Source organism: Solibacillus sp. FSL K6-1523 (assembly GCF_038005225.1).
In the GTDB taxonomy this organism is placed as follows: Bacteria; Bacillota; Bacilli; order Bacillales_A; family Planococcaceae; genus Solibacillus.
In genome coordinates this window covers 1,555,611-1,581,311 of record NZ_JBBOSU010000001.1, presented here as the reverse complement: position 1 = coordinate 1,581,311, position 25,701 = coordinate 1,555,611, and the positions used below count along the sequence as shown (strand labels likewise).

Annotated in this window: 23 protein-coding genes; 5 read left to right on the top strand and 18 right to left on the bottom strand. The window is 35.9% G+C overall.

Annotation, left to right across the window (positions count from 1 at the left end):
• The first annotated feature begins 86 nt into the window (after positions 1–86).
• A complete protein-coding gene (locus MHI10_RS07345; protein ID WP_340784311.1) occupies positions 87–332 on the top strand; it encodes a hypothetical protein in 246 nt (81 codons plus the stop codon).
• Between the two features lie 12 nt (positions 333–344).
• Here the strand turns inward: MHI10_RS07345 and MHI10_RS07340 are convergent, their stop codons facing one another.
• From MHI10_RS07340 to MHI10_RS07285, 12 genes are all read right to left on the bottom strand, one after another.
• Entirely contained in the window at positions 345–1,256 is a 912-nt protein-coding gene (locus MHI10_RS07340) for an alpha/beta fold hydrolase (RefSeq protein ID WP_340784310.1), read from the bottom strand.
• 133 nt (positions 1,257–1,389) lie between these two features.
• Positions 1,390–1,626, bottom strand: a complete 237-nt coding sequence (locus MHI10_RS07335; RefSeq protein ID WP_340784309.1) for a thymidylate synthase — start codon at positions 1,624–1,626, stop codon at positions 1,390–1,392.
• Between the two features lie 12 nt (positions 1,627–1,638).
• Positions 1,639–2,169, bottom strand: a complete 531-nt coding sequence (locus MHI10_RS07330; protein WP_340784308.1) for a tubby C-terminal domain-like protein — start codon at positions 2,167–2,169, stop codon at positions 1,639–1,641.
• Between the two features lie 26 nt (positions 2,170–2,195).
• Entirely contained in the window at positions 2,196–3,110 is a 915-nt protein-coding gene (locus MHI10_RS07325) for a TDT family transporter (protein ID WP_340784306.1), read from the bottom strand.
• 141 nt (positions 3,111–3,251) lie between these two features.
• Positions 3,252–3,947 (bottom strand): DsbA family oxidoreductase, encoded by a 696-nt coding sequence (locus MHI10_RS07320; protein WP_340784304.1) that lies wholly within the window; start codon positions 3,945–3,947, stop codon positions 3,252–3,254.
• A gap of 118 nt (positions 3,948–4,065) precedes the next feature.
• Positions 4,066–5,427: an aspartate kinase gene (locus tag MHI10_RS07315; protein WP_340784303.1), complete on the bottom strand. Its 1,362-nt coding sequence runs from the start codon at positions 5,425–5,427 to the stop codon at positions 4,066–4,068.
• A gap of 656 nt (positions 5,428–6,083) precedes the next feature.
• A complete protein-coding gene (gene cdaS, locus MHI10_RS07310; protein WP_340784301.1) occupies positions 6,084–6,704 on the bottom strand; it encodes a sporulation-specific diadenylate cyclase CdaS in 621 nt (206 codons plus the stop codon).
• A gap of 392 nt (positions 6,705–7,096) precedes the next feature.
• Complete coding sequence (locus MHI10_RS07305; RefSeq protein ID WP_340784300.1) at positions 7,097–8,536, bottom strand: hypothetical protein; 1,440 nt, start codon at positions 8,534–8,536, stop codon at positions 7,097–7,099.
• Positions 8,537–8,697: 161 nt separating this feature from the next.
• Positions 8,698–10,422, bottom strand: coding sequence for an ABC transporter ATP-binding protein (locus tag MHI10_RS07300; protein ID WP_340784299.1), 1,725 nt, complete (start codon positions 10,420–10,422; stop codon positions 8,698–8,700).
• Positions 10,419–12,182 (bottom strand): ABC transporter ATP-binding protein, encoded by a 1,764-nt coding sequence (locus tag MHI10_RS07295; protein ID WP_340784298.1) that lies wholly within the window; start codon positions 12,180–12,182, stop codon positions 10,419–10,421. Before MHI10_RS07295 ends, MHI10_RS07300 begins: the two co-directional genes overlap by 4 nt.
• Before the next feature lie 287 nt (positions 12,183–12,469).
• Entirely contained in the window at positions 12,470–13,411 is a 942-nt protein-coding gene (locus MHI10_RS07290; protein WP_340784297.1) for a DMT family transporter, read from the bottom strand.
• A gap of 104 nt (positions 13,412–13,515) precedes the next feature.
• Positions 13,516–14,103 carry a TetR/AcrR family transcriptional regulator gene (locus MHI10_RS07285; protein ID WP_340784294.1) on the bottom strand — a complete coding sequence of 196 codons (588 nt, stop codon included), beginning with the start codon at positions 14,101–14,103 and terminating at the stop codon, positions 13,516–13,518.
• A gap of 171 nt (positions 14,104–14,274) precedes the next feature.
• Between MHI10_RS07285 and mgtE the strand changes: the two genes are divergently transcribed.
• Together mgtE and MHI10_RS07275 are read left to right on the top strand one after the other, a co-directional pair.
• Positions 14,275–15,708: a magnesium transporter gene (gene mgtE, locus MHI10_RS07280; RefSeq protein ID WP_340784293.1), complete on the top strand. Its 1,434-nt coding sequence runs from the start codon at positions 14,275–14,277 to the stop codon at positions 15,706–15,708.
• 252 nt (positions 15,709–15,960) lie between these two features.
• Complete coding sequence (locus tag MHI10_RS07275; protein ID WP_340784291.1) at positions 15,961–17,172, top strand: MFS transporter; 1,212 nt, start codon at positions 15,961–15,963, stop codon at positions 17,170–17,172.
• 64 nt (positions 17,173–17,236) lie between these two features.
• On the opposite strand, the gene MHI10_RS07270 is transcribed toward MHI10_RS07275, so the two are convergent.
• Complete coding sequence (locus MHI10_RS07270) at positions 17,237–18,220, bottom strand: NADPH:quinone reductase (RefSeq protein WP_340784288.1); 984 nt, start codon at positions 18,218–18,220, stop codon at positions 17,237–17,239.
• 622 nt (positions 18,221–18,842) lie between these two features.
• On the opposite strand from MHI10_RS07270, the gene MHI10_RS07265 reads away from it, so the two are divergent.
• Together MHI10_RS07265 and speG are read left to right on the top strand one after the other, a co-directional pair.
• The gene (locus tag MHI10_RS07265) at positions 18,843–20,138 is read left to right on the top strand and encodes a Na+/H+ antiporter NhaC family protein (RefSeq protein ID WP_340784287.1); all 1,296 of its coding nucleotides are present in this window, start codon (positions 18,843–18,845) and stop codon (positions 20,136–20,138) included.
• 166 nt (positions 20,139–20,304) lie between these two features.
• A complete protein-coding gene (speG, locus tag MHI10_RS07260; protein ID WP_340784286.1) occupies positions 20,305–20,823 on the top strand; it encodes a spermidine N1-acetyltransferase in 519 nt (172 codons plus the stop codon).
• A gap of 209 nt (positions 20,824–21,032) precedes the next feature.
• On the opposite strand, the gene MHI10_RS07255 is transcribed toward speG, so the two are convergent.
• From MHI10_RS07255 to MHI10_RS07235, 5 genes are read right to left on the bottom strand one after another with little or no spacing between them, the layout of a single operon-like run.
• On the bottom strand, positions 21,033–22,259 hold the full coding sequence (locus MHI10_RS07255) for a hypothetical protein (RefSeq protein ID WP_340784284.1): 1,227 nt from the start codon (positions 22,257–22,259) through the stop codon (positions 21,033–21,035).
• 1 nt (position 22,260) lies between these two features.
• Positions 22,261–23,415, bottom strand: coding sequence for a hypothetical protein (locus MHI10_RS07250; RefSeq protein WP_340784281.1), 1,155 nt, complete (start codon positions 23,413–23,415; stop codon positions 22,261–22,263).
• Entirely contained in the window at positions 23,381–24,268 is an 888-nt protein-coding gene (locus MHI10_RS07245; protein ID WP_340784278.1) for an ABC transporter ATP-binding protein, read from the bottom strand. The genes MHI10_RS07250 and MHI10_RS07245 overlap by 35 nt, the downstream gene beginning before the upstream one ends.
• Positions 24,255–25,031 (bottom strand): hypothetical protein, encoded by a 777-nt coding sequence (locus MHI10_RS07240; protein ID WP_340784275.1) that lies wholly within the window; start codon positions 25,029–25,031, stop codon positions 24,255–24,257. The genes MHI10_RS07245 and MHI10_RS07240 overlap by 14 nt, the downstream gene beginning before the upstream one ends.
• Entirely contained in the window at positions 25,024–25,560 is a 537-nt protein-coding gene (locus MHI10_RS07235) for an RNA polymerase sigma factor (RefSeq protein ID WP_340784274.1), read from the bottom strand. The genes MHI10_RS07240 and MHI10_RS07235 overlap by 8 nt, the downstream gene beginning before the upstream one ends.
• Positions 25,561–25,701 lie beyond the last annotated feature (141 nt).

Sequence of the window (25,701 nt, the reverse complement as noted above, 5' to 3'; positions counted from 1 at the left end):
ATTCCTAAAATAAAGGATGTACTATTTAATTTTAAAGCATCTTAAGATATAATGGAAAAAACAAGGAATTGTAAGGAGTCGATCACATGTTAACAGCGATCATAATCGTAGGGATTGTCATGACTGTACCAATCACAGCCATTGTTACCGATCATCAACGAAGACTTGCTAAAATTAAAGCCGATATGATGAAGGATGAGATTGAACTTGAAAAAATAAGACAAAAAAACTTCATTATTGAAACAGAGAAGATGAAGATTGAGTTAGATCAAATGCGAGTTGATTTTTCATCGGAAACGAATGACTTAGTGAGACTGAAGAAATTACAATGATTTTACAATCAATTACGTCTCGGCGTAATTGATTATGGACTTCATTTCACGAATGGATTGAACGATAATATCAGGTCTATCCATATGAATACAATGACCAGAATTTTGAGCCACTATCAATTTACCATTTGAAGTAAAATTAACTTGATTTCTAATAAGTTCTTGCCACTTTTCTTCAAACAATCTTACCTCCCACTCCGGTAAACCTTCCATAATCCCTAACCTAATGCAATGCTCCTGATCACGGCCAATCACAATTAAAGGGATATCAAGGTGTTTGATCAAATTTTTGATATTCTCTCCGTCCTTCTTCCAATTGCTAATTTCAGAATGCATTGACTTGTATAAATCCGGATTTAATTGGAAGTTTAGTAAACGTTGTTGAATATCATTTGGAAATTCCTTTTGTTTTTCTGTTAAAGCAGGCTTAATAATTGCACTTAATTCTTCCCTTTTCATTCGAGAATAAGCATGACATTTTTCCATCCAATATTCGTCGGTTGAATCTTCATTTAAAACAAGTAATTCCAAATCATCTAAACTTTTTAAATCTACAGAAGTAGAATCTACTAATACGATTCCAGCAACTTTTTTAGGATGTATTTTCACAAAATGCTGTACACATAGCCCACCATAGGAATGGCCAACTAAAAGGAGAGGTTCACATAATTTAAGTAAATGGATTATCTCATTTATTTCATTAACAACAGCTTGTGTATTGCGTTCTTCATTGCGAAATTCACTTTCTCCAAGCCCCGGTCTATGAATCATAATGACTCGGTTTGATTGACTTAATGTCTCGGTCACTTCATACCATTCGTCAAATGAACAGCCCATCCCTGTTAAAATTATTATCGGAATCCCATTTCTCCCTTTTTGAAGGACCTCAATCTTATTTTGATTTACCGTTAAAAAATGGCGCATTTTAATCCCCCTTTTCGTAATATCCATTAATACTAGGGCTCTCGCTATTTACAAAAAACATCAATAAGTACTTTCCCCTAATTGATGTTTTAGTAATATAGTATTAAATTATTTTAAAGTTGATTGATCCCTTTTAAAACGTCGGAATGGTTGGATTTCTTTTCTCCTCGGCCTTTAAATAGATGACTAATTCCTGGCGATACTCACTATCGACTAAATAATGATCTAACGTATGGCAATCATATTGAAATGTGCCAAAAGGAAATGACACACTATCCCCTTTCACTGCCGCTAATAATCCTGCGACATCATTTGAAACCATTTCTAACACTTCTTCTGCTGTTTCGGTAATGACAAAAACGACGTTCATTCTTTATCTCTCCTATACCCCAATAAATAAAGTTGCTTGCGCGATTGCAATATAAAAGGCTACATTTTGAATCGGCGCCTGCTCAGATAGCTCTAATGTAATGTGAAATCTATTTTGCTCTTCATCATAAACTGCTAACCATCTCGCGACAACTTGTTCGCCGACTAGGAAATTCGACCACGTTTCCATTTCTTTATCGATCTTCATTTTGAAATTTTTATGGGTAATAAATAATTCTGGCACACCAATTCGCCAATTTTCATAATTGATGATGTATTTCTCACCTGTTGCGTGGTCCTTCCCTTCAAACCATACTTTCCCTCGACGGAAAATTTTCTTCACTTCAAATAAACAACTTCCGTCTAAGTTTAATACTTCATATTTCAAAAAATAGCGATGATCAAAATAACCATCTAATAATTTTTTTAACCGATTACTGTAAACACGACGTAAGGATAAAACTGGTTGCAAGCCTTCATTCAAAATTGCTTGCGGTGCCGTTGATGTAATATCCGCTAATGCTTCATAAGTATATTTTTGCATAAATAACCCCTTCTAGATTTCACTTTTTAAGCGGTTCTCAAATGAATAAAGTAAATATTATACCGCACGAACACATATACAACAACACATGACGCGATGAAAACTTCAATTCCCGCAAGCCAATTAAAAGAAGGGATGTTCATGGCATTTGCAGTTGTTACTAAAGCTGTTGCACTAATAACTAACGGAAATGTAAATGCTGCAAAACTTGGATAAAAAGGAAGTTGCAATAATTTCGGCAACTTTACGAGCACAACGATATACATTGCCTGGGAAATGATGAGTAATATAAAGACAAGCCAATTCTCATATGTATCAAATAAATTCAAATAGCCTGCTAGACAAATCGATCCCGGTGCAGCCAAAAGCGTTAACAATGGTTTAGCTGGCTCCCCTAGTTTATGCTTCAACAAACGTACAATAACCATTGGCAGCAATATTATGTAATTGATCAACACAATCCAAAAAATCCACTGCGCAAACTGTGGGTTTTGACTGCTTATCGTATTCGGAATAATACCGAGTCCAACGAAAATAATAAACCAGCTTGGATAAACATCTTGCAAAGTGAATGTTTTCTTCCAAATAAAATTATAACCAAAATAACCGACAATCATTAATTGCATCACAATTGCTACATACCAAATGATTGATGCCATTGGCGCTAATAATGAATAGTTTTCCATAATATTTGCCAAAACCATTGTTCCCATTGGAATTGTTGGCGATATAGATGCAATAATCGGATTTTGCATATCTTGTACAACGGACGGAAATGCAAATAGAATCTTTGCGAATAATAATAAAAATAATGGGAGTCCACATAGGAAAAATACCGCGCTCATAATGGTCATATCCATCAAGCTATATAGTTTAGATAATGACACAAGAGCTAGCATAAGCCCCCCTGTTGCGATAGGTAATTTAGATAGAAATGTCACCTTTGAATAACCTCCTATAACGTTTCAAAACAACTATATCATATTCAGAAAACTATTTATTCATTTATTTTGATGTGACACCCTTGTTTCATAAAAAAATAAAGTCCGATTTCTTATTCCAAAGAAATCGAACTTTATTTTTTATAATGAACAACCATCCTGACCACAAGTAAGGTCATTGCCAGTCACTTCTAATCTTTTGTTTACCACTTGCTGTGCTTGTAATAAAGTTTTTGTGAAAATTTCAATTGGCTCGACACCTTTAATACCATATTGATTTTCAAAAATGAAAAAAGGGACGCTCGTTATTTGAAGTTGTTGCGCATCATAACGGTCATTCGCAAGTTCTTCAGCAAATTGAGTCGAATGTAAAACGTCAATCGCTTGCTGTTTCGGAATATTTACTCGTTCACAAATTGCCAATAATTGCGCTTCATCATTTAAATTAATCCCTTTTGTAAAATACGTTTCCATCATTGTATCTATAAATTGCGTTTCCTTGCCGAGTGTTTTAGCTAATTTACTTAGGCGATGGGCATTTTCTGTATTAGCTAGCTGAATCGCGTCAAAGTTAAACGTGAGTCCAACCTCATCCCCATGAGCTTGAATCGACTCTGTTAATTGCTTCACTTTTTCTGCCCGTTGTCCTTTATTCTCATATAAATCATCATAAAATTGTCGTGCATCTATTTTAGAAGCTCCCGGATCTAATTGATACGCTTTATATTCAATTTCTACCGTATCATCTAAATTTAATTGCTGGATTGCTTGCTGTAATCTTGTTTTTGCAATATAACAAAATGGACAAGCAAAATCCGAAAATAATTCAATTTTCATCGTTTTGTCCCCTTTCATATACCCTCTATCGTATATTTTACATGGAGTTGATTTAAAAATAAACTAAAAAGGTATTTTGACATGTCGCCAAAATACCCCTCCGGTAAATTTATCTAATTTATAAAGATGGAATCGTTGCAAAAAACTCTTGATAAAGGCCTTTTAAAATCTGATTTTCAAATTCAGATCGCACACCGAATACTAAGCTTACTTCTGATGAACCTTGGTTAATCATCTCAATATTAGCTCCTGTTGATGAAATAGCCGATGCTGCACGCGCTGCAAGACCCGTATTATGACGCATACCTTCACCAACAATGACAATCATCGATAAATCATGGCTAAAATGCACATCATCCGCGCATAGCTCATCTTTTACGCGCTGAATAATACGCGCTTCTTTTTCCTTACATAATTGATCTGAACGCATAATAACAGAAATATCATCTAATCCAGATGGTGTATGTTCATACGAAATATTTTCTTCTTCAATAATTTGTAGCAACTTGCGACCAAAACCAACTTCACGGTTCATTAAATATTTGGAAACATATAAAATCGCAAATCCACCATCCGCTGAAATTCCCGTTACCGGACGATTTGATTGCGAACGAGTTGGTAAAATAAGCGTTCCTGGTGCGCTAGGATTATTTGTATTTTTAATATTAACTGGAATTCCCTGCTTGTATACCGGCATTAACGCTTCATCATGGAACACCGAGAAGCCAGCATAAGAAAGTTCACGCATTTCACGATACGTAATTTCTTTTATATCAACTGGATCATTCACAATTTTAGGGTTCGCTGCAAATACACAGTCTACATCTGTAAAGTTTTCATATAAATCTGCGCCAACAGCTGAAGCTAAAATTGAGCCAGTAATATCCGAACCTCCGCGGTCAAATGTACGCAAAATCCCTTCTTTTGTGTAACCAAAAAAGCCAGGGAAAATAATAATTTCTTTTTCATCTTTTAATTTATTTAAATTCACATATGCTTCTCGTATTGCAAACGTACGCTCTGGACGGTCATTCACAATTAGTCTATCTTTTGGACTAACATATTTTGCAGGCATACCAATAGAAGTAAAATAGCTGGCAATCAGTTTGGCATTATTGTCTTCACCACTTGCTTTAATATTGTCAATAAACAATTCCGTATTGGAACGATCCGCAGCAACGCGCTCACGTAAATCTTCAGTAATGATCCCCGACATTGTTAAATCAAGACCTAGCCCATCCGTAATGGCTTGATAACGTGCAACAACAGCTTGAATTTTTTCTTCGATATTTCCATTCGCTAACGCCGTATCCGCTAATTCAATTAATAAATCTGTTACTTTAACATCATCACCTGAACGCTTTCCTGGCGCAGAAACAGCGATAATCTTTCTTTCAGGATTGGACTTCACAATATTTGCCACTTTTTTGATTTGTTCTGCACTCGCAACTGAAGTCCCGCCAAATTTACATACAATCATCTCATCATATCCTTACTGTCAAATTAATATTTGTACTTACCGAAAAAACATTTGGTTTTACCCAGTGTACAAATTCTTGCTATTTACGTCAAGACTATTCTGTGAACTAACTATTCGATTAAATCGAAATATGAACATTTTTCGAATTTGTCAGTCTATTATATGTAATAACATAGAGAATGTCTAAATTTTTTTGAAAATCAGCTGTTTTTTGCGTAAACTTAGCAAGACATGTCCTAAACGACTTAAAATGTATCAATTATTTTAGCTTCATTAGCGTTTTATTAAGTTTTTCTGCAGAAATATGCCTTTTTCATAACGCTCCTTCAATAGATTTCCCATTGTTCCGCGGTAACTAGCCGACTTTTTCCGTAAACTCGCCATTAACTGGTTGAAACTAGCCACTTTTCAGGCGTTACTCGCCCAAATACATCGAAAACTAGCCGAATTGAAGCGGTAACTAGCCAAACTACGTTTTACTCGCCAAATTTCTTCATTTACTAGCCGATTTCCCTGCCATACAAAATGCTATGCAAATTTATTTCAAGAATAGATTTCGTAGTTGACCTAAAAAAACATGCCCTTTTTTGAGCATGCTACGTATGATTAGGATATTAAATTCTACCTTGCTTTCTTAGGGCTTTAATTTATTATATCTATAAAGAGCCATGTGTAATGATTGGATGAAGATTCCCACCTATCGCAAATGAAACTCTTCCTGTTTCTTCAGATACTACGAGTACAAGGGCATCACTTTGCTCAGATAACCCTAATGCAGCGCGATGTCGTGTACCAAGTTTTTTCCCACCTGATAATCGATCTGATAGCGGGAGAACATTTGCCGCGGAAACAATCTGATTACGGCTAACCAATACAGCCCCATCATGAAGTGGATTTCCGGGAAAGAAGATAGATTCTAATAATGAATGGGTTAATTCTGCGCCAATTGTAATACCTGGTTTCATTAAGGATTGAAGAGGGTCCTCCCGTTGAATGACGATTAACCCTCCATGTTTCAATTTAGACATATTTTGAACGCAAGTCGACAATTCCGGGTACTTGTCCGTAAATGGTGACAAATAACAGTTTAAATAAAAGGTAGCAGCTTTCATTTCAATAGACAAAAATTCTTCTTTTATTTTCTCAAAATTTCCAAGAAGGCAATAATTTTCATCCCCCATCATTTCTACATTTTTTTGTAATGCTGTTATGACTTGGCGAATATCTTCTTTGATTGTTAGCTCCATCGGCGAAAAATCACAACCTCCTTTATCCACTAAAACACACCTTCCTTTTTTATCCAAGCATTTTATCAATTACGCCGAGGCGTAATTGCGTCCAGATTTTTTCGAGGGCCCACAGGACGTGGGTCAGTCAGCCGATGTCACACGATGTGACGTTTTTAGGCTGATTTCCTACCCCCTTAAAAATTTGTGACATCCGCCAGAGCTTGGGTCAACACGATGTTGATCACAAAGACGTTGTCAAAGGACGTGACGGGCTTAGCCTTTGTTCCCCCAATTCAGCCGGGGTTTGAACCCTCACTGAATAAAAATTGTGCTGATTCAAGATAAATTTATAGTGATGTGCCTAAAGTTTGTCCATAACAGGATTATTTATTCAACTTTTGTGTTTTAAATCCCACCGAAAATCCATGGTATAACTAGGATTATTGTATGTTCTTATAATAATCCACAATCGCTAAAGCCCCACTATTATCTGGTTGATTGACAAGTAGCGCTTGTGCCTCTTCCAGCCATTTCGAATTTCGGCTCATTTCTTTGATTACTGTTTCAACCGCTAACTTTTCATGAGGTTTCCAATTCTCTTCGAAGCGTTCGTTCCATTCTTCTTCAGATCTATTCATATAGTAAGCGATTTCTATTAATATATAAAAATGATGCAATGTTTGACTATGTGATTTTGCATGTTTTGTGTAGCGCATTAATACTTGGCCGGCATATTCATATTCGTCCATTTGGCGATATTGCGCTTCATACAATAATGCCAATATCAGTTTACTTACACCATCAAATACAGTGTTTGTAATCGTATCTTCATGCAACTCAATGTCAAGTTGACCTTTTTCTGCACAAAGTAGCGGTGCATGATTGCCCTCTACAACACCTTCCACTCCATGCGTTAAAAACCATAGGCGAATTTCTTCACGTCCAGGCTCTAAAAAATTCATCGCCTCTAGCTTGCCCCAGCCTGATGTTTGTTTCGCAACTTCCCAAATATCGTCATTCACATTGCGGCAGCCATTCGTAAGCACAAATAAAGCAACTCCGGTGAATTCCTCATGCAAAGCGATAACCTTTAGGCGTTCCTTTAAATTTTCACAGTTTGTCGTACCGAGTACAAGTAACGCAAATTTCACGACTTCTCGATGTGCCGCATGATCTAATAACCAAATGGCTTCTTTTTGAACAAGCGCTTCATCTTTCTCCGTTTCGATAAACAATGCTAAAAACTCATGAAAATAGCTAATAACCTTTTCATCCTGAATTTTTTCGTACGTTGCTTTACGCGTCGCATCAGATGGATTTTCTACTTGTTGCATAAAAAGTTTGATTAACTTTTTTGTATACGTTGGCAATACGGGTTCATTAACAAGTTGATCGGCTAAACCTGGGGCAAATCTTAGTTGATTTTCGTCGTAAAGAAACTCATCATCTGGTAAATCTTTATTGACAAGCTTCCCGTGCTCGCTAAATTGCTGCTCAAGAAACGGAATAAGAAACTCTTTATTTTTCCAAGGAAATATTTGTAGTGCCATGCTATCTGTTAATAACTTTTGACCATCTACCTTAACCGTTAAATGAAGCTTTATAAAGCCGCCAATTTTTACATGTACTTTATGTTTTTTACCACTTTTTCCGATGAATGTTCCACTTAACGTTGAATATGGGAAAATATGCGACCAAATTGATTTCCGAATATTTTGTGCGATAATTTCACCGTCCACCTTTAATGTTTCTTCAAGCATTTTGTTCATTATTTCAATTGTATGTCCTTCAAAATTAAGTACCCACTGTTTTTCCACTTCCTTGGATACATCATTCGTTGCATTACGCATCTCTCGTTTTAAATCTTCTTTAAAGCCCATTATTTTGCTCCTCTCGTGCTGCATCTATCATTCATCATAACAAGCTTTTTTCTGATCATGTGTAAAGTACTGGAAAAGAATGAAATAACTTAATAAGTGGCCCATTTTTAAATAAAATACAAATTATTATTTTTGTATTTGTACATCAATTCTATTTTTCTTTACTTATCCGTACCCTTCATCTCATTCATCACGAGTTCATAATATAATGATTTATTTTGTAATAATTCATCATGACTACCTTGTTCTACAATTGTCCCCTTATCAAGAACAAAAATGACATCTGAATCTTTAATAGTAGAAAGTCGGTGAGCAATAATAATGGTCGTTTTATTTTCTCTAATTTCGGCAAGGTTTTGTTGAATTATTTTTTCTGTATTTACATCTAATGCGGACGTAGACTCGTCTAAAATTAATACCTCTGGATCTCTCATTAAAGCACGCGCTAATGCTAATCTTTGTTTTTCACCGCCTGAAATCGTTATTCCTCGCTCCCCCAGAGAACTATCATATTGATCTGGCAATTTCTGAATCATGTCATCAATACACATTGCTTTGGCTAAATTGATTATTTGAGCATCTGTCACTTGATTGTATCCCAATAATAAGTTATCCCTTACAGTCCCTGGAAATATGTACGGGTCTTGAAAAACGATATTCACTTTCGATTTCCAGCTCTCTTTTGAAATATCGGTAATCGGAATATTATTTGCCTGTATACTCCCCTCCTCCACTTCATATAAATTTTCAAGTAAACTTCCAATCGTCGACTTCCCACTACCACTAGGTCCAACAATCGCGATTTTCTTGCCCATTGGTATATTTAAAGAAAAGTCTTTTAAAATAAATTTTTCATCTGGATTATACCGAAAAGAAATATTGTTCATTGTTAACGACTCAATTGAGGAAATCGTTTGAGTACGCTCCGTTTTCTTTGAATTTGCATCAAACCAATTGCTAATATTTTCAACGGAAGCCATCTTGCCTGAAAATGAAAAGATCAAATTATATACTTTTACAAATGATTGAAGTAGCTCTAATGTCAGTTGATAAATAACGACTAATAAACCGATGGACATGGCCCCTTTAAAAACAAGGTATCCCCCATAGCCAATGACAATGATTTGCGCAATGGACGTGATTGATTCTAATGAAAATACCATTTTTATCTTTAGCTTGCCTTCCAACATAACACTTTGAAAGTATTGAATAAAACGATTTTGATACCTCGTTTTTTCCCAATCTCCTCGATTATTTGCGATCACATCACGCGTAGAAGTGATACATTCCTCTAATACAATTAGTAGTGAAGATTTTTTCCCTTGAATATCTTTCCAAACTTCTTTTTGCTTCTTTGATAAATTTTTTCCCGATTTTATATAAAAAAGAGACAAAATAAGAATCGATAGAAAAAGGATAGGAGATGCCTTTAAAAATAAGACACCAATTATCATCGTGCTTACTAAGTGCTTTACAATATCCGAAAGATCTTCCCCTATCAATCTTGCTACAATCGGTATTTCATTCGAAAAAAGATGGACATAGCGCGCATTTCTTTCTTTTTGAATCGTATTGATTGGCGTACTATATAGAGTCGACAAACCTTGCTCCACTAATTGATATTTCACACGACCATGAATTTTACTTTGAATATAAGGGTTCACAACAAAAAGTAGGATGAATACTAAATAACATAAAGCGATTAATAGTACGTATTTCAAAATGCCACCAAAATCAGAACCTATAATAATTTGATCAATAATATATTGTTGCAAAGTAATTGAATAAACAAAACTGATTGATTCCAGAATTAATAAAAATATCGCAGAAAAATAGAGTAACTTTTGATTTTTAATGTATTGCCAAATCCAATGCATATTCTTCATAAGAGGCCAGCTTCTTTCGTTTGTTTTATATATTTCTTATAAAGACCATTCTTTTCTAGTAACTGCTCATGCGAACCAGATTCTGTAATCTTGCCATTATCCAGTACGTATATATGATCATAATTTCGAATCGTACTTAATCTGTGCGCAATCGTTATAACAGTCTTACCTACGAGAAAATTATCTAAAGATTTTTGTATATGCGTTTCAGTTATATTATCTAAAGCAGATGTTGGTTCATCCATAATTACGATCGATGGATTCATTAAAAACAATCTTGCCAAACCTACGCGTTGTTTGAGTCCACCTGATAACGTATTCCCTTTCTCATCAACTTTCGTATTATATTGATCTGGCAATTCCATAATATAATCATGCAGATGGGTTGCCTTTGCTGCTTCAATAATCTCTTCTTCTGATGCATTTGGATTTCCAAATAAAATATTCTCTTTAATAGTAGAGCCAAAAATATAAACATCTTGAAAGACAATGGCAATCGATTGTCTAATTGTTCCCAAACTCAATGAAGTGATGGGATGGCTATCAATTGAAACTTCCCCACGATTACAATCATAAAAACGGGTAATCAACTTGGCAATTGTTGATTTTCCACTTCCGGATTCTCCGATAAACGCTATTTTTTCACCAGGATTAATCGTAAAATTCAAATTTTTTACAATTGGATAATCAGGTGTATAACTAAAGGAAACATTTTCAAAATGAATCTTTCCTTCTAGCTCATCTAAATGAATAGCATCAACATTTTCAGAAATTGTTGGTTCTAAATGGGTAAATTCATATAAGTTACTCGCTTGAAACATGAGCATTTTTTGCTCCGTTAAGAGCGTAATGATGGATGTTAATTTATGCATCGTAATTAAATAAAGAAGTAAAAATGAAACAAATTCTCCGGCAGTTATCATTCCTTTTTTAATTAAATAACTGCCTAATACAATGAGCATAATCGCACCAAAATAATACGTAAATCGGCGAATCGATCCTCTTAAATAAGCATACCAATAGCGCTTTGTATATAAACTTGTATTGTTCTCTACTTCTTTTAATGTTTTATTCAAATTCCAATCAAAGCTATTAAACACATGCAATTCTTTTAGTAAAGAGACACTTTCATAATATTTTTGTCCTAAATCGATTTGACTTTTTGCTAGTTTCTTGGCAATATTTGAAGCTTTCTTTTCAATCTTTGGACCGAATAAATAGTAGAGGGAAAAGCAAGGGATGATCACTACACTTAAATAAAGACTAATATCTAACATGAAATAAACAGCAATCGAAACAAACAAAATAAGTTGTATCATTTCAGGGAAATATCGTCTATATAGCTCTTGTAACGCTGCAACTTCCGTGTTTACTAGGGCAAGTATTTTCCCGGTAGAGTTCTTTTCAAGATAACTAACACCTTGAATTCGTAATTTTGATACAATATGCCACTGTAAATCTCTCACACTATTTTCCTGTATGTATCTTTGCAAATATTCTTTCGAAGCGGTAGCGATTAATTTCAGCAATAATATTAAAAATATGGCAAGCAAACAATAAACAAATAAATTGAAGTTGTTATTTTTTAAAACATCATCTATAAAAAAGCCGAACATTTTTGGAATGATTAGTTCGCTTACCGAGATGATTAATCCGCAAATGATTAGTAGTAAAACTCTACCTTTATAAGGTTTTATAAAGGAAATAGCCCATGTATAAACTTTCATCAAACTTATTTCTTTAGCGTTTATATTTTTCATTTTCTCCCTCATTTTTAATATGTACTCAAGTGCAATACTTGGAATGACAACACTAGACCGGATAATTCTATGAGATTTGCCGTTTGAATTGACGTCACATTCATCCCACTTCTTCCTAATTATAACAGTTAGTTTTATAATATTCCAAAAATTCACAAAATATAATTTCGAAACAATTACTCTTAGAACTGAAACTTTCTAACGAGCCCCTTTTAAAATAAAATCAAAAAAACAAGCTAGGTACTTACTACTTAGCTTGTTTTTTGATTAAGTATTTAATTATATTTTTAAAATATCTTGATTAAAAAGACACCTGCTATCATAACGATTAAACCAAATACTTGTATTCGTTTAATTTGATTTTTTAAAGAATGAAACAATCCGAATTTCTCTACCATCAGGCTACCAGTAATTTGGCCAAATAAAGCAAGGATTACAGTTTGTCCAGTTCCGATTTGATTAACGAGAAACACATTGATTAGAACATAAGCCCCGCCTAATATGCCGCCAATCCATATCCACCAAGGAGCTGATTGCTTAAATGGCTCTGTAATATTCGTGTAAGAACGATCCATTACCCCCACAATCACAATTAAAGTAGTCGCACCTACAAAGAACGAAACAAGGGCTGCGTGTGAAGAAGAATGAAGAACTTTTGCTAATTGACCGTTGATAGCAATTTGTATAGCCATTAACATTCCTGCCGTTACGCCTACTACACGCCAAATCCATTGTTTTAACATATTTTCCTTATTCGTTTTAGTAGGAGACTGTTCATTTTTCGTCTCTTTTATCGCTATGGCTAAAAAAACACCTAACAAAACTAGTGCTATCCCTAGAATTCTGTTCCATTCGAATGAGTATTGCATGGAGTTAAACCAACCGTAATGATCGATTAACATACTCATCAAAGTCATGCCCAAAATCGGCATGATCGCTGTTTGCACACTTCCTAATTTAGGAAACAAAAGGATGTTGATTGTTATCGCAATTGCCCCACCAATCCCTCCTAGCCATATAAAGAAAGGTTGACTCAAAAATAAGTCTAATGGAATCCATAATGGCGACCCACTCATGACTAATGTAACCGTTAAGAAAATTAGCCCTACAGTGAATGAAATCATTGAAGCTAAAAAAGGCGAAATCACGAATCTTCTTAATTGGGCATTAATAGCTGTTTGCACAGCAAGAATGGCGCCGATACTTATCCCTAGAAGTATTGCAAACATAAAAATCCACCTCAGTTTTCGTTGACTAAAAGTTTATTTCAAGAAGACACTATCGTTAATATCTTTCTGGTCCTTTATCCATTGGAGCCAGTACGAAAACTCACTTAAATTCCTTCTTTTCTATCGTATCCTAATATGGTTAAGACCAAATTAACCAACCCTTTTTTCGTATCAAGATTCAGCTCTAACTTCTCTGAGTGGGCCACACCGCTAACACCGTGTAAAATAAATTCAGAGGCTAATATTGAGTTATCCGTTTGGAAAATCCCCATTCTTACCCCTTCGTCAATTACCTCTTGGATTTGTGGTTGGATTTGCAAGAATACTTTCTGCTCAAGCTGGAAATGTTGTTCCGTTCGAAACGAACTCACATCTTTATAAGCTACTAATTTTTCTGCAAATATCCAAAACACCTCGAGCGCATCGTTCATCTTTCGCATAATAGACCGTTCATTTGAAGTAAGTATTTGTCCGATTTCTTCCATAGTCTTTAAAATGAAATTATTCAGAATCTCATCAACAAACTCTTCTTTAGATTTAAAATAATAATAAAATAACCCTGTTGCTACATCTGCACGATTAACAACATCCTTTATGCTAAATCCTCGCATACCTTTTTTCATATAAAGTTCAAAACCGATATCCATTAATTCCTGGCGTCTTATATCAGGTTCTTTCGATATTCTCTTCATATGTTATCCCCTAACTGTATTATTCACTACGACTGAATCTGATTCAATCATATTTGACTGAACTGCATTCAGTCAAGTATGATATAAAAAAAGGATGTGAGATGACTATGGATAACAACCCTGAGCCTGATTCAGAATCATTATGTTTACGATTTAAAGAAAATACGAATAATGCTAGGAGTCCATTTTCACCATTCACACATAATGAATTCGACTGACTCCTACATAATAGGAGGAATTATCATCGCTAAATTAAAGAAAAAAGCACGTGAGCAATATACAAAATTGATTTTAGATGCTTTACATGCAGGTGAAAAAGAGCAATTTCGGAATACATTTTTAGAACTCCACCCGTCGGATCAGTTAGATATCTTTATAACCTTAGACAAAGACGCACGCAGCCGGGGCTATTCTTATCTTCTCCCAAATGAGTTTGCAGTAATCTTTGGTCTATTAAAGCTAAGTGATCAAAAGTTATTTTTCCTAGAATTAGATGAAAGCTACTCTTCTACTATGTTTAATCACCTATTCACAGATGATGTCGTTAATTTTTTAACAGAAATTAATAATACTAGAGCACAAGACATATTGCTTAACATGGATAAAGGTAAAGCTGAAAAAGTAAAGAGCCTTCTCTCTTACACAAAGGAAACAGCAGGAGCCATTATGACGAAAGAATTAGTAAGCCTCTCACCTACTAATCTCGTTAGTGATGTCTTAGAGCAGCTTAGGAATGAAGCTCCAAATGCAAAGATTATTTATTATCTATATGTTATTGATGCAGTTGGGACATTAATAGGGGTAGTCTCTCTACGCGATTTGATTATTGCTCAACCAGATGAAGTCATTGAAAATATTATGACTACAAGAATTGTTTCGGTTCCAGATGATATGGACCAAGAAGATGTTGGTAAGCTAATTAAAAAATATGACTTCTTAGCCGCTCCCGTTGTCTCAAGACAAAACCGTCTACTCGGTATTGTTACGTTTGATGACGTAATGGATATACTTGAAGCTGAAGCTACAAAAGATTTTGGAGAGATTTCATCTGCCAAAGGTGCAACAAATATTGATTTAAGTGCATTTACAGCAGCAAAAAAACGTGCTCCGTGGATTATTATACTGATGTTCTTAGGATTAATTACAGGGAGTGTCATTGGGCAGTTCGAGGAAACCCTTGAAGCTGTCGTAATGCTTGCTGTTTTTATTCCAATGATTATGGGATCTGCTGGAAACATCGGCACCCAATCATTAGCGATTGCCGTTCGTGGACTAGCACTCGGGCACATTGAAAGAAGTAATTTTTGGAAAATGATTAGACGTGAATTTAGCACTGGATTCATGATTGGCCTCACTTGTATGATCCTGATTTCCATTATGATAACCGTTCTTTATGGAAATTTAATGTTAGCATTAATTGTTGGTTTTTCTATTCTATGTACGTTCGGTGTTTCAGCAGTCATCGGATCTACCATTCCATTGCTCATTAATAAACTAAAGCTCGACCCAGCAATTGCATCTGGCCCGTTTATAACAACAATCAATGATATTGTCGGCTTACTCATTTATTTCTCAATCGCAACGTCTTTAATGGATTTTTTATAAAATTAAAGCGTAAGGAAATGATAAAATTTCCTTACGCTTGTTTGTCATTCAAAACTTCTTCAAAGTCCATCTACATCCTCCCTCTATTTGTGATAGGTACTTTCAGGTGCCTACATTACTTTAAAGTGCGTACTTCCCAGATTGATCTGTTGGTCTCATAATAACGTAAGTAGGCAGAGAACAAATAGAGAGAAAGTCTATAAACTATCTGTTTCGCCCTGCTATGTCCATTAAAAAACAAGGAGGATTTTTATGAGTTCCACTTCTATAAATACTACAGAAAAAAAGGGTAACACTTTTGCATTAATCGCTTTAGCTATTAGTGCATTCGGAATCGGTACAACAGAGTTCGTGCCCGTAGGATTACTTTCTTCATTAGCCGGAGATTTGAATATTTCAATTACTTTGGCTGGTTTATTAATATCAGGTTATGCGATGGGTGTTGCGATTGGCGCACCGATTCTTACAGCGTTAACAAATAAGATGAACAGAAAAACTTTATTGATGCTATTGATGATTGTTTTTATTGTTGGTAATTCGGTTGCTGCTTTATCAACAAGTTTTGAACTATTGCTCGTGGCAAGATTTATTACAGCATTTTCTCACGGGGTATTCTTCTCAATCGGTGCGACGATTGCAGCAGATTTAGTTCCTGAACACAAACGGGCAAGTGCCATCGCATTTATGTTCACAGGTTTAACCGTTGCTACAGTAACCGGCGTGCCCCTTGGTACATTCATCGGACAAGCCTTTGGATGGAGATCAACATTCTGGGCTGTCGCAATTTTAGGTGTCATCGCCATAATTGCGAGTGCGATTTTACTTCCAAGAAACTTGAAGCAAGGACCACCTGCAATATTTAGTGATAACTTTAAAATTTTGACGAACGGTCCATTACTTTTAGCATTTGCGATTACAGCCTTAGGTTATGGCGGGACTTTTGTAGCGTTCACCTACTTAGCTCCTATTTTAGAGGATATTACACATTTTGCACCAAGTACGATTAGTATCATCTTAGTTATTTATGGTGTTGCAGTAGCTATTGGAAATATAATTGGTGGGAAAGCTGCGAATAAAAATCCGTTAAAAGCATTGTTTTGGATGTTCGTCATTCAAGCAATAATTCTGGTCATCTTAACATTCACAGCACCATTTAAATTTACAGCTATCATCACCCTATTCTTCTTAGGTTTATTCGCATTTATGAATGTGCCTGGCTTGCAAGTTTATGTCGTGCAATTAGCTGAGAAATATGTGCCTTCCGCAGTAAATGTTGCATCCGCTTTAAATATTGCCGCATTTAATGTCGGTATTGCATTAGGTGCAACGGTTGGTGGCCTGATTGTAAATTCTATTGGATTAGTTCATACACCTTGGATTGGCGGTATGATGGTGCTTTGTGCTGCACTTCTTACGTTATGTGGTCCTTCTTTGGAGCGGAGAACAAAGAATTTACAGAACTAATTAAATTAGAATAAAAACCCCTAAAGAATAGATTCATTTCTATCCTTTAAGGGTGCGTAAAAAACTATTTTGTTCGCGTTTGCACGACTACTTTCCCGTTATGCTTCCCTTCGATTACTGCATCAAATGCCATGCCAGCTTGCTCTAATGAATACGTATAGCCCACAACTGGCTGAAGCTGCTTTGACTGTAGTAACGTCGCAACGCCTTCAATTAATGCTTGATGCTCCTCGCTCGTTACATTAAACAGTACCATCCCGCGCACATCGCATTCTTTTTGCATGATGAGGCGCGGGTTTATTGTTACTTCTCCACGATTCCCTACAATAACAATGACCCCATATTTGGCGATAAGTTGTAAGTCTGTTTGTAAATTAACATTTGCTAAAAACTCAATTACTACATCCGGTCCCTTGCCATTTGTAACCGCGAGCACTTCACTTATATTTTCTTCCGTCAAATGATCAAATACAAAATCTGCTCCAGCTTCTTTTACAAGTGCCTTTCCTTCATCACGACTTGCCGTGCCAATAACCGTTGCGCCGATTGCCTTTGCAATTTGAATGGCTTGTAATCCAACCGCACCGCTTGCTCCATGAATAAAAATCGTTTGACCTGCTACAAGTTTTGCTTTTTGTACGATTGCCCGGTAAGCCGTTAATGCAGGAATTCCAAGTGCCGCGCCTTGTTCAAAATGAATATGCTCAGGCAATGGATATACGAATGTTGCATCACAGACGATTTCCTCTGCGAATGTCCCTGAAGTTGTCCCATTTGGCAAGCTTGCGATAAATACGCGGTCCCCCACTTTTACATGGCTCACATCCGCTCCGACCTGTTCCACAATTCCCGCACCATCTAAGCCTGGTGTGTAAGGGAGCGCTGGTTTGATTGCATACGTTCCTGTCGATGTATACACATCACTTGGGTTAACGCCAGCCGCATAGACGTTTACCTTCACTTGTGTTGATGAAATTTCAGGTAATACTACGTGTGCCACTTGTAAATTTTCAGACGTTCCAAAATTACGAATTTGAATTGCTTGCACTTTACTCACTCCTCGTATGTAATAGTTTAACGATAATCAAAATCTGACCGTTTGTATAGTGCCAATTTTCTGCGAATTGATCCCGTTTGGTTAATTGCTCTTTTTTCATCTATAACGTGCATCGCAATAAAAACGGTGGTATTTTTATATTATTTAGAAATAACAAACAAATTGACTTAAAGCGAATTTTCTTATATTGTAAGGGTTATTTCATATAATGGACTTCCTTCTAATTGAAGAAGGTTTTTCATGACTTACCTAACAAAACTTTCTCGATAAATAAAATGCACTCTCGCATATGTAGTGCCTCTTCTTATTGTTTTAGAAGAGGCCTTTATTTGTATAACTTGATTCGGTGGGCGGTTAACCCCCACTGAATTGGGGAACAAAGGCTAAACCCGTCACGTCCTGTGACAACGCCTTTGTGATCAACATCGTGTTGACCCTAGCCCCCGGCGGATGTCACAGAATTTTTAGGAGGCCTGCGTGATGCAGGTCAGTTAGCCGTTGTCGCATGGACGCGACGACCTTAGGCTAACATCCTTAGCTAGCTCGAAAAATTCTGGACGCAAATACGTCGGGGCGTATTTGAATTATTTCGCACTACTTAAAGGAGGACGCAATGCAAAAAGGAAATCCATGGGCATTAATGCCATTTATAGTATTTTTAATTTTGTTCATCGGTTCAGGAATTGTGTTAAACGATTTTTATGCATTTCCCGTAATGGTGGCTATTTCAATTGCAAGTGCGGTTGCCCTTTTCATGAACCGCAAAGAAACAATTACGAAAAAAATCGAAATCTTTACGACCGGTGCTGGAAATTCGAACATCATGTTAATGGTCCTCATTTTCTTACTTGCCGGCGCATTTTCAGAAACTGCAAAAGGAATGGGCGCGATTGAAGCAACCGTAAACTTTGCCCTTTCTATTTTGCCACAAAACTTATTAGTCATTGGCTTATTCGTTATTGCCTGCTTTATATCATTAGCAATGGGTACATCAGTTGGAACGATTGTTGCCCTCGCTCCAATTGGTTTAGGAATTGGCGAGCAAACAGGCCTTTCCATACCACTTTTAATGGCTACCGTTATTGGTGGTGCTATGTTTGGTGATAATTTATCCTTTATTTCGGATACAACGATTGCATCTGTACGCTCACAAGGCGCGGAAATGAAGGACAAATTTAAAGTGAACTTTTTCATTGTGTTACCCGCAGCCATTGCCACATGTGTACTTCTAGCCTTTTTAACGCTGAATTCCACAGCCGAGGTAACACATGCTAGCTTTGATTGGTACAAAATGATTCCTTATTTATTCGTCATTATTTTCGCCTTAATCGGTATGAATGTGTTCACTGTATTAGCAAGTGGAATCGCTCTCGCTGGACTTATTGGCTTTATTGATGGTAGTTATAATGTGATGAGCTTTATTGGCGCAATTGGTGACGGGATGAGCAATATGTACGAAATGGCATTTTTAGCGATGTTAATTGCGGGTATGGTCGAGATCATTAAGCACAATGGCGGCATTGATTTTATCGTGCATATCGCAACACGAAAAATTAAGTCACAAAAGGATGCCGAGTTTGCTATGGCCGGCTTAGTTAGTTTAACCGATCTTTCAACTGCTAATAATACGATTGCGATTATGGTTGCTGGACCATTAGCTAAAAGAATTGCCGATCAATACGAAATTGAGCCACGTAAGTCAGCAAGCATCCTCGACATTTTTTCATGTGTCGTTCAAGGGATGATTCCATACGGTGCACAATATTTAGCCGCTGCTAGTGTCGCTGGCATTTCTCCAATTTTAATTATGCAATATTCGTATTACCCGATTTTGGTAGGTGTATGCGGTGTTATTGCCATTGTTATTGGCTATCCGAAAGCTAAAAATAAACTTATACAAAAAACGTAAATGTGTTATGCGCATTTACGTTTTTTTATCTTGATTTGTCTACGGATGATTTCAATACTTTTTTCAGTGGCGAAGAGTAGAATTGGGACTCCCACTATATTCTATGTTATCTTTAAATTAGATAGTAAACGTTCATACAGCTTAGGAAATTGCGGAGGTATAAAATATGACCGGAAAAGTTCAATTACGCCCTTTAGAAAGAGAAGATTTAAGATTTGTCCATTCACTCAACAATAATGCACTTGTTATGTCCTATTGGTTTGAAGAGCCATACGAAGCATTTGTTGAATTGCAAGATTTATACGATAAGCATATTCATGCACAAGGAGAACGCCGATTCATTGTGGAAAAGAACGGGGAGATGCTCGGATTAGTCGAGTTAATTGAAATCGACTATATTCATCGTAGAACTGAATTTCAAATTATTATTGATCCAAGGTTTCAAGGACAAGGCTACGCAAAAATCGCAACAAGTTTAGCTATGGATTATGCCTTCCTAGTTTTAAACATGCATAAACTTTACTTAATTGTCGATAAAAGTAATGATGTAGCCATTCACGTATACAAAAAAGCCGGTTTTCAAGTCGAGGCAGAGTTTAAAAATGAATTTTTCGTTGAAGGGCAATATCGTGACATTATAAGAATGTGTATTTTCCAAGAGGAATATTTAAGTAAAAGACAATAATTATGTAGGGAAGATTCGATAGAAAGAAAAGCTAGTATCGGTTTCTTAGCGTTAAGAAACGAGTACTAGCTTTATCTCTATTTGCTTATTTCACTTCTGAATATCCGTAACCTTCATACAACTGCAATACCGATTCTAGAGAATACGTATTATTTTTTGTCCTATTTATTCCTTTAATTGCTATAAAAAAACTTTCCATAGGACCGAAATCAACTCAATAAATCTTTATTTTGCTGACGAATACAATAAATAATCGGTAAGCTGAAACTAATTACCAACAAAAGAATTCCCGCATATAATTCAACCATTGGAATCCGTGTCCATTGATACAGTGCATTCTTTAAATAAAACGCTTCTTTCAGCACTCGATTCGCAATGGCGATAAAAATAAAGGCAACTGGAATGACTTTCATGAGTAATGACAAATAATGTTGACTCGTTTGGGAGAGGTATAAGAGAATTCCGCTATATGCCATCCCGATCAAATAAACTAACAATACAACTTTCACTAGCCACTGATCGAATGTCCATGGATAAAAAGAAAATAGTAAAGGTTCTTCGTTATCGACAAAAAATGAATTCAGCCCATTCGAGAAATATTGTGTAAAATCAGTGAGATATAACAGGCTTCCGAAAAATCCTACGACACAAGTGATTAATAGAAAACTCGCTGTCATACCACTCAGCAATTGAGTCCAAAGAATATTTCGTCCATGATGGCTACTCCATTGATTCTTTTGCACCCCTAGCAATCGGTCTTTGACAAAAACAGAAGGGATCAATAAAGATAATAGAAAAATGAGTAGGACAAGAATACTTTCAAAATAAGCAGCAAATGTCGAAGTTAAATAACTCGGTAAAACATTACGCCAACCTTCTTCCTTAAATAAATTTTCTGAAAGTTTCTCTCTTTCTTTTTCCGTATAATGCCCATTATTGAGAAACAGATCTGATGAATCAAATTGCTTCATAGAACTCTGTAAACTATCTAACACGTAAATTTTACTCACCATTGAATGACCTGCATCATCTATTAAATCTTGCTGAATCGCTTCTTTTTGATTAACAGCTTCTTTCTCATCCCCATTCAAGTCACTCCGCGCTACATTTGGAATATTTTCTTCATACCAGAATTTAAACTCAGCATAATTTCCAAGTTGAAGTTGTTGTGCTATAGCATTTTCCGAGATAATCTTATCCGCTTGTTTGACCAAAGTAATATATTCCGCTTCGATTTCCGCGATTTCTCCATCTTCAAGCGTCTGTCCAAATCGATTTTGCCAATCAGAAGCATAATCATAAATAGGAATCATACCGCCATTCGGCCAAAATTTATGGATAAAATTCAAATCTTGATTATAAAATACAATCGTTATTAAGAGTGCTACAAGAAGTAAAATCGGTTGAAATAATTTTTTTAACTCAGCAATAAACACTTTATTTTACCTCCTTTGTTAAATAGAATTTACTTGTGAACAGTCCGCAAACGCCTAAGAGAAGGAAGTTTACGACCATTGCAATGGATTCTTGCCATGGAATTGTTGCATACGGTCCCATTTCCGTAAACCAATAGCATTGAATTTTCCACAGTGAAATAGGATGCCACATTAATAGCGCATGCATATTCCACCAACCAAATTGATTAACGATTTGTTCCAGTCCCAGTAGGACAACATACATGACAACAAATACGACAAATCCTCGAAATAGATGGTCCGTCCATAAACCTATCAGAAAACTAAATCCGTGACAGAGGATGACTAATAAACCACCCAATACAATGGATAGAATCGTATAATTTAACAAGGTCATTGGTTGCCAAAGTATAAATGGAATTTCCAGCAATTGTGGGAAATAAACATTTATGTGAAATTGCGTCGACATACTTGTTTGCCATAGTGCCCCAAGCGGATACATGTGGTTAAAAACACCAAAAATCAACAGAACCATCGTTACATAAAAAAGAATTGTGAGTATTACACTTGCGACATATTTACTCACTTGTGTTTTGCGTCCTGTTTTTGAAGTCATGACTAATACATCTGTTTTCGTTAAGCGCTCAGAGGTACTGCCATACAAACCAAGCAATAGCGCAAAGATTAAACTTTCGCCTAAAATGACTCGAAATAATCGATTTCTTATAAAGGTAAAGTAACTCATGGTTTCTCCCGCCGCACCCACTTCTAATGCGGCTTGCTCTTCTGCCAATTCATAGACAACAGGTGTCAACCTTTCATATTTTCCTTTCATTTTCTCGGCAACCGAACCTTGAATTTGAAAAAAATCAATCATCTGTTGCCCTAATGTTTCTGTTGAATAATGCTGAAAAATATTCATCTGTTCAGCAGTTTCTGTTAATAATCGTTGTTGTTCCCTACTAGTAGATTCACTGGATAGCTTTTCATGGAATTCAGCTGTCATGAAAGTCCCTGTTTTCTCTTCTGTTTCCTGAATATAATGTAAATAAGATTGATCCAATCCCGCTGTCGCAATATAGATGATGTTTAACAATAAACTTGCGACAAAAAACAAGTAAATCATTGGCTGTTCAAATAGTTTACGAATTTCGAAGGGGATAATTCGCAGAAGCATCTGTAGCCACCTCATCTCGATAAATGTACAGAAACGCATCTTCTAAACTCGGACTTACTTCCATCCCTTCCTGTGGGACAAATGGACTTGCGATTCTCAGCAAATGCCCTTCATCACTTTCCCTCTCACTTAATAGCAATTGCTCGGAAGTTATTGGGTAAGTAGCAGGAACTTCAAAAATTTTACCTTGTACCGACCGAGTAATTTGAGAGGGCGTTTCGCAACAATATAAGCGATGATTTTTTATCATAATGATTTGTTTGGCAATCGTCTCAACATCCGAAACAATATGAGTAGATAAGATGACTATCCTGTCTTGTGCGAGGCGATGAATCAAATTACGAAAACGAACGCGTTCTTTTGGATCTAAACCCGCTGTTGGTTCATCCAAAATGAGTAATTTAGGATTATTTAACATCGCTTGAGCAATTCCTACACGTTGGATCATCCCCCCAGAAAAACGTTTCATTTTCGTGTTTTTCACATCAGAAAGTGCTACAAGATCTAAAAGCTCATCAATCTTTTCTTTCGCCTCTTCCTTATTCATTTTTTGTAATGCTGCAATATATAATAAAAACTTTTTTGGCGAGTAATTGCCGTAATAACCAAAATCCTGCGGCAAGTAACCTAATATGCCACGATAATCCGCGCCAAGCTCTTTAATCGCTTGCCCATTCCATAATATTTCACCTGAAGTTGGGAATAAAAGTGTCGTAATCATTTTTAATAATGTCGTTTTCCCTGCACCATTTGGAGACAGTAATCCGTAAACACCATTTTCAAATGTTAAAGTAATATCCTCCAAAATAGGATTGGATTGGAATTCCTTACTGACGTGATTAAGCGTTAACATAAGTAATCGTTCCTTCCTTTTTCATAAAATAGTTGTGACGCAATAAGTAAACAAATAAAAGTAGTAAACCAAAAACGATTACTGTGACAATCGACAGCGGTAAATACAACAGAAGCTGAGCAATCCTTTCTTGTTGCCAAACTAATAGAACACCTACAGCACCCCATATCATTGGCGTTACCCAGTGACTGCAACGCATCGGTATTTTATGTTCTAAAAGGAGTTGAATATTTGCAAATAAAAACAAAGAAGAAAATGACAGACTAAATAATTTCATCAATGAAAGTTCTTGACCAAGCAGTTGCCAAATAAAAACATTACTCCCTACAGACACAATCAAGGAAATACAGCTAAATGCCAACATACGTAAAATGAGTAATTCCTTTAAAGAAACTCGTAGCGTCATTTTTAGTTCGAAAATCCCCAACTGTCTCTCTTTCCAAATTCCGAGAAAATACAAAAATGCATAGCAAAGAGGTGATACCATAAAAACAGTAAAATAAATTCCATCAATATGCCCATTCTCAAATAAATGATTCAATTCCGGAATATACAACATCCCTACACCTATTAATAAAAGACCAACAATAAATAAAATATCGCCCATTCCCCAAAACAAATAACGGAAACCAACTTCCTGAAAATAAGATTGAAGAAAATTTCTAAACGTTACGGGTTGAAGATTGACTTCTTTTAAAATAAACGCAATGCTATTTTCTTTTTCATCCTGTGTAAAGGGGCTATTTTCTCTCTCTTTATTCATGTTCACGAAACTCCTCTCGAATTTTTTTAATCAATCGATAGTACTGGGCTTTGATTCGCTCTTCTTTTTGAGCAAGCAATGAAGCAATCTCTGGAAATGATAGTTCCCCATAGACTCGTAACCGGAAGATTTCCTGTATTTCGGGACGAAAACTTCCAACATATTGATTGATCGTCACCAATAATTCCTTCTGATACAAACGTTCATCAAGATCCTTTTCTTCTATTGACTCTTCATCTTGCAATTCTAACCAAGTCATCTTCACCTTGCGTCGTGCATCAATGACTTTATAAGTGCCAATACGGAAGAGCCACGTCCGGAATGAAGATTTGCGATCATCATAAGAGCCGAGTCCATTTAGAGCAGCGATAAAAACTTCCTGTGTTAAATCAAGCGCGTCATTGCCATTTCCCACTTGACGATAAAGATAAAAATACAGGTCATCGTAATAACGTCGAATCAATTTATCCGCAGCTTGATTCGAACCTTTTTTTATTATGTAACGGATTAAACGCTTGTCAGTTAACACTTTTCTACTCCTTTCGATTTCATTACTCTTATATTCGTAATCTACTATGTAATCGTTGCACTTTTCTACTTTATATTTTTATAATTAATTTTTTAGATTAATTTTCATCTACCTCTACTAGAATTCTCCCTCAACCTATGC

Excerpts from the sequence above, each read along its gene's own strand:
- MHI10_RS07345 (WP_340784311.1), top strand. The coding sequence starts at position 87 with ATGTTAACAGCGATCATAATCGTAGGGATTGTCATGACTGTACCAATC.
- MHI10_RS07340 (WP_340784310.1), bottom strand. The coding sequence starts at position 1,256 with ATGCGCCATTTTTTAACGGTAAATCAAAATAAGATTGAGGTCCTTCAA.
- MHI10_RS07335 (WP_340784309.1), bottom strand. The coding sequence starts at position 1,626 with ATGAACGTCGTTTTTGTCATTACCGAAACAGCAGAAGAAGTGTTAGAA.
- MHI10_RS07330 (WP_340784308.1), bottom strand. The coding sequence starts at position 2,169 with ATGCAAAAATATACTTATGAAGCATTAGCGGATATTACATCAACGGCA.
- MHI10_RS07320 (WP_340784304.1), bottom strand. The coding sequence starts at position 3,947 with ATGAAAATTGAATTATTTTCGGATTTTGCTTGTCCATTTTGTTATATT.
- MHI10_RS07315 (WP_340784303.1), bottom strand. The coding sequence starts at position 5,427 with ATGATTGTATGTAAATTTGGCGGGACTTCAGTTGCGAGTGCAGAACAA.
- MHI10_RS07305 (WP_340784300.1), bottom strand. The coding sequence starts at position 8,536 with ATGGGCTTTAAAGAAGATTTAAAACGAGAGATGCGTAATGCAACGAAT.
- MHI10_RS07300 (WP_340784299.1), bottom strand. The coding sequence starts at position 10,422 with ATGAAGAATATGCATTGGATTTGGCAATACATTAAAAATCAAAAGTTA.
- MHI10_RS07295 (WP_340784298.1), bottom strand. The coding sequence starts at position 12,182 with ATGAAAAATATAAACGCTAAAGAAATAAGTTTGATGAAAGTTTATACA.
- MHI10_RS07290 (WP_340784297.1), bottom strand. The coding sequence starts at position 13,411 with ATGTTTGCAATACTTCTAGGGATAAGTATCGGCGCCATTCTTGCTGTG.
- MHI10_RS07285 (WP_340784294.1), bottom strand. The coding sequence starts at position 14,103 with ATGAAGAGAATATCGAAAGAACCTGATATAAGACGCCAGGAATTAATG.
- mgtE (WP_340784293.1), top strand. The coding sequence starts at position 14,275 with ATGCTAGGAGTCCATTTTCACCATTCACACATAATGAATTCGACTGAC.
- MHI10_RS07275 (WP_340784291.1), top strand. The coding sequence starts at position 15,961 with ATGAGTTCCACTTCTATAAATACTACAGAAAAAAAGGGTAACACTTTT.
- MHI10_RS07265 (WP_340784287.1), top strand. The coding sequence starts at position 18,843 with ATGCAAAAAGGAAATCCATGGGCATTAATGCCATTTATAGTATTTTTA.
- speG (WP_340784286.1), top strand. The coding sequence starts at position 20,305 with ATGACCGGAAAAGTTCAATTACGCCCTTTAGAAAGAGAAGATTTAAGA.
- MHI10_RS07250 (WP_340784281.1), bottom strand. The coding sequence starts at position 23,415 with ATGCTTCTGCGAATTATCCCCTTCGAAATTCGTAAACTATTTGAACAG.
- MHI10_RS07245 (WP_340784278.1), bottom strand. The coding sequence starts at position 24,268 with ATGTTAACGCTTAATCACGTCAGTAAGGAATTCCAATCCAATCCTATT.
- MHI10_RS07240 (WP_340784275.1), bottom strand. The coding sequence starts at position 25,031 with ATGAATAAAGAGAGAGAAAATAGCCCCTTTACACAGGATGAAAAAGAA.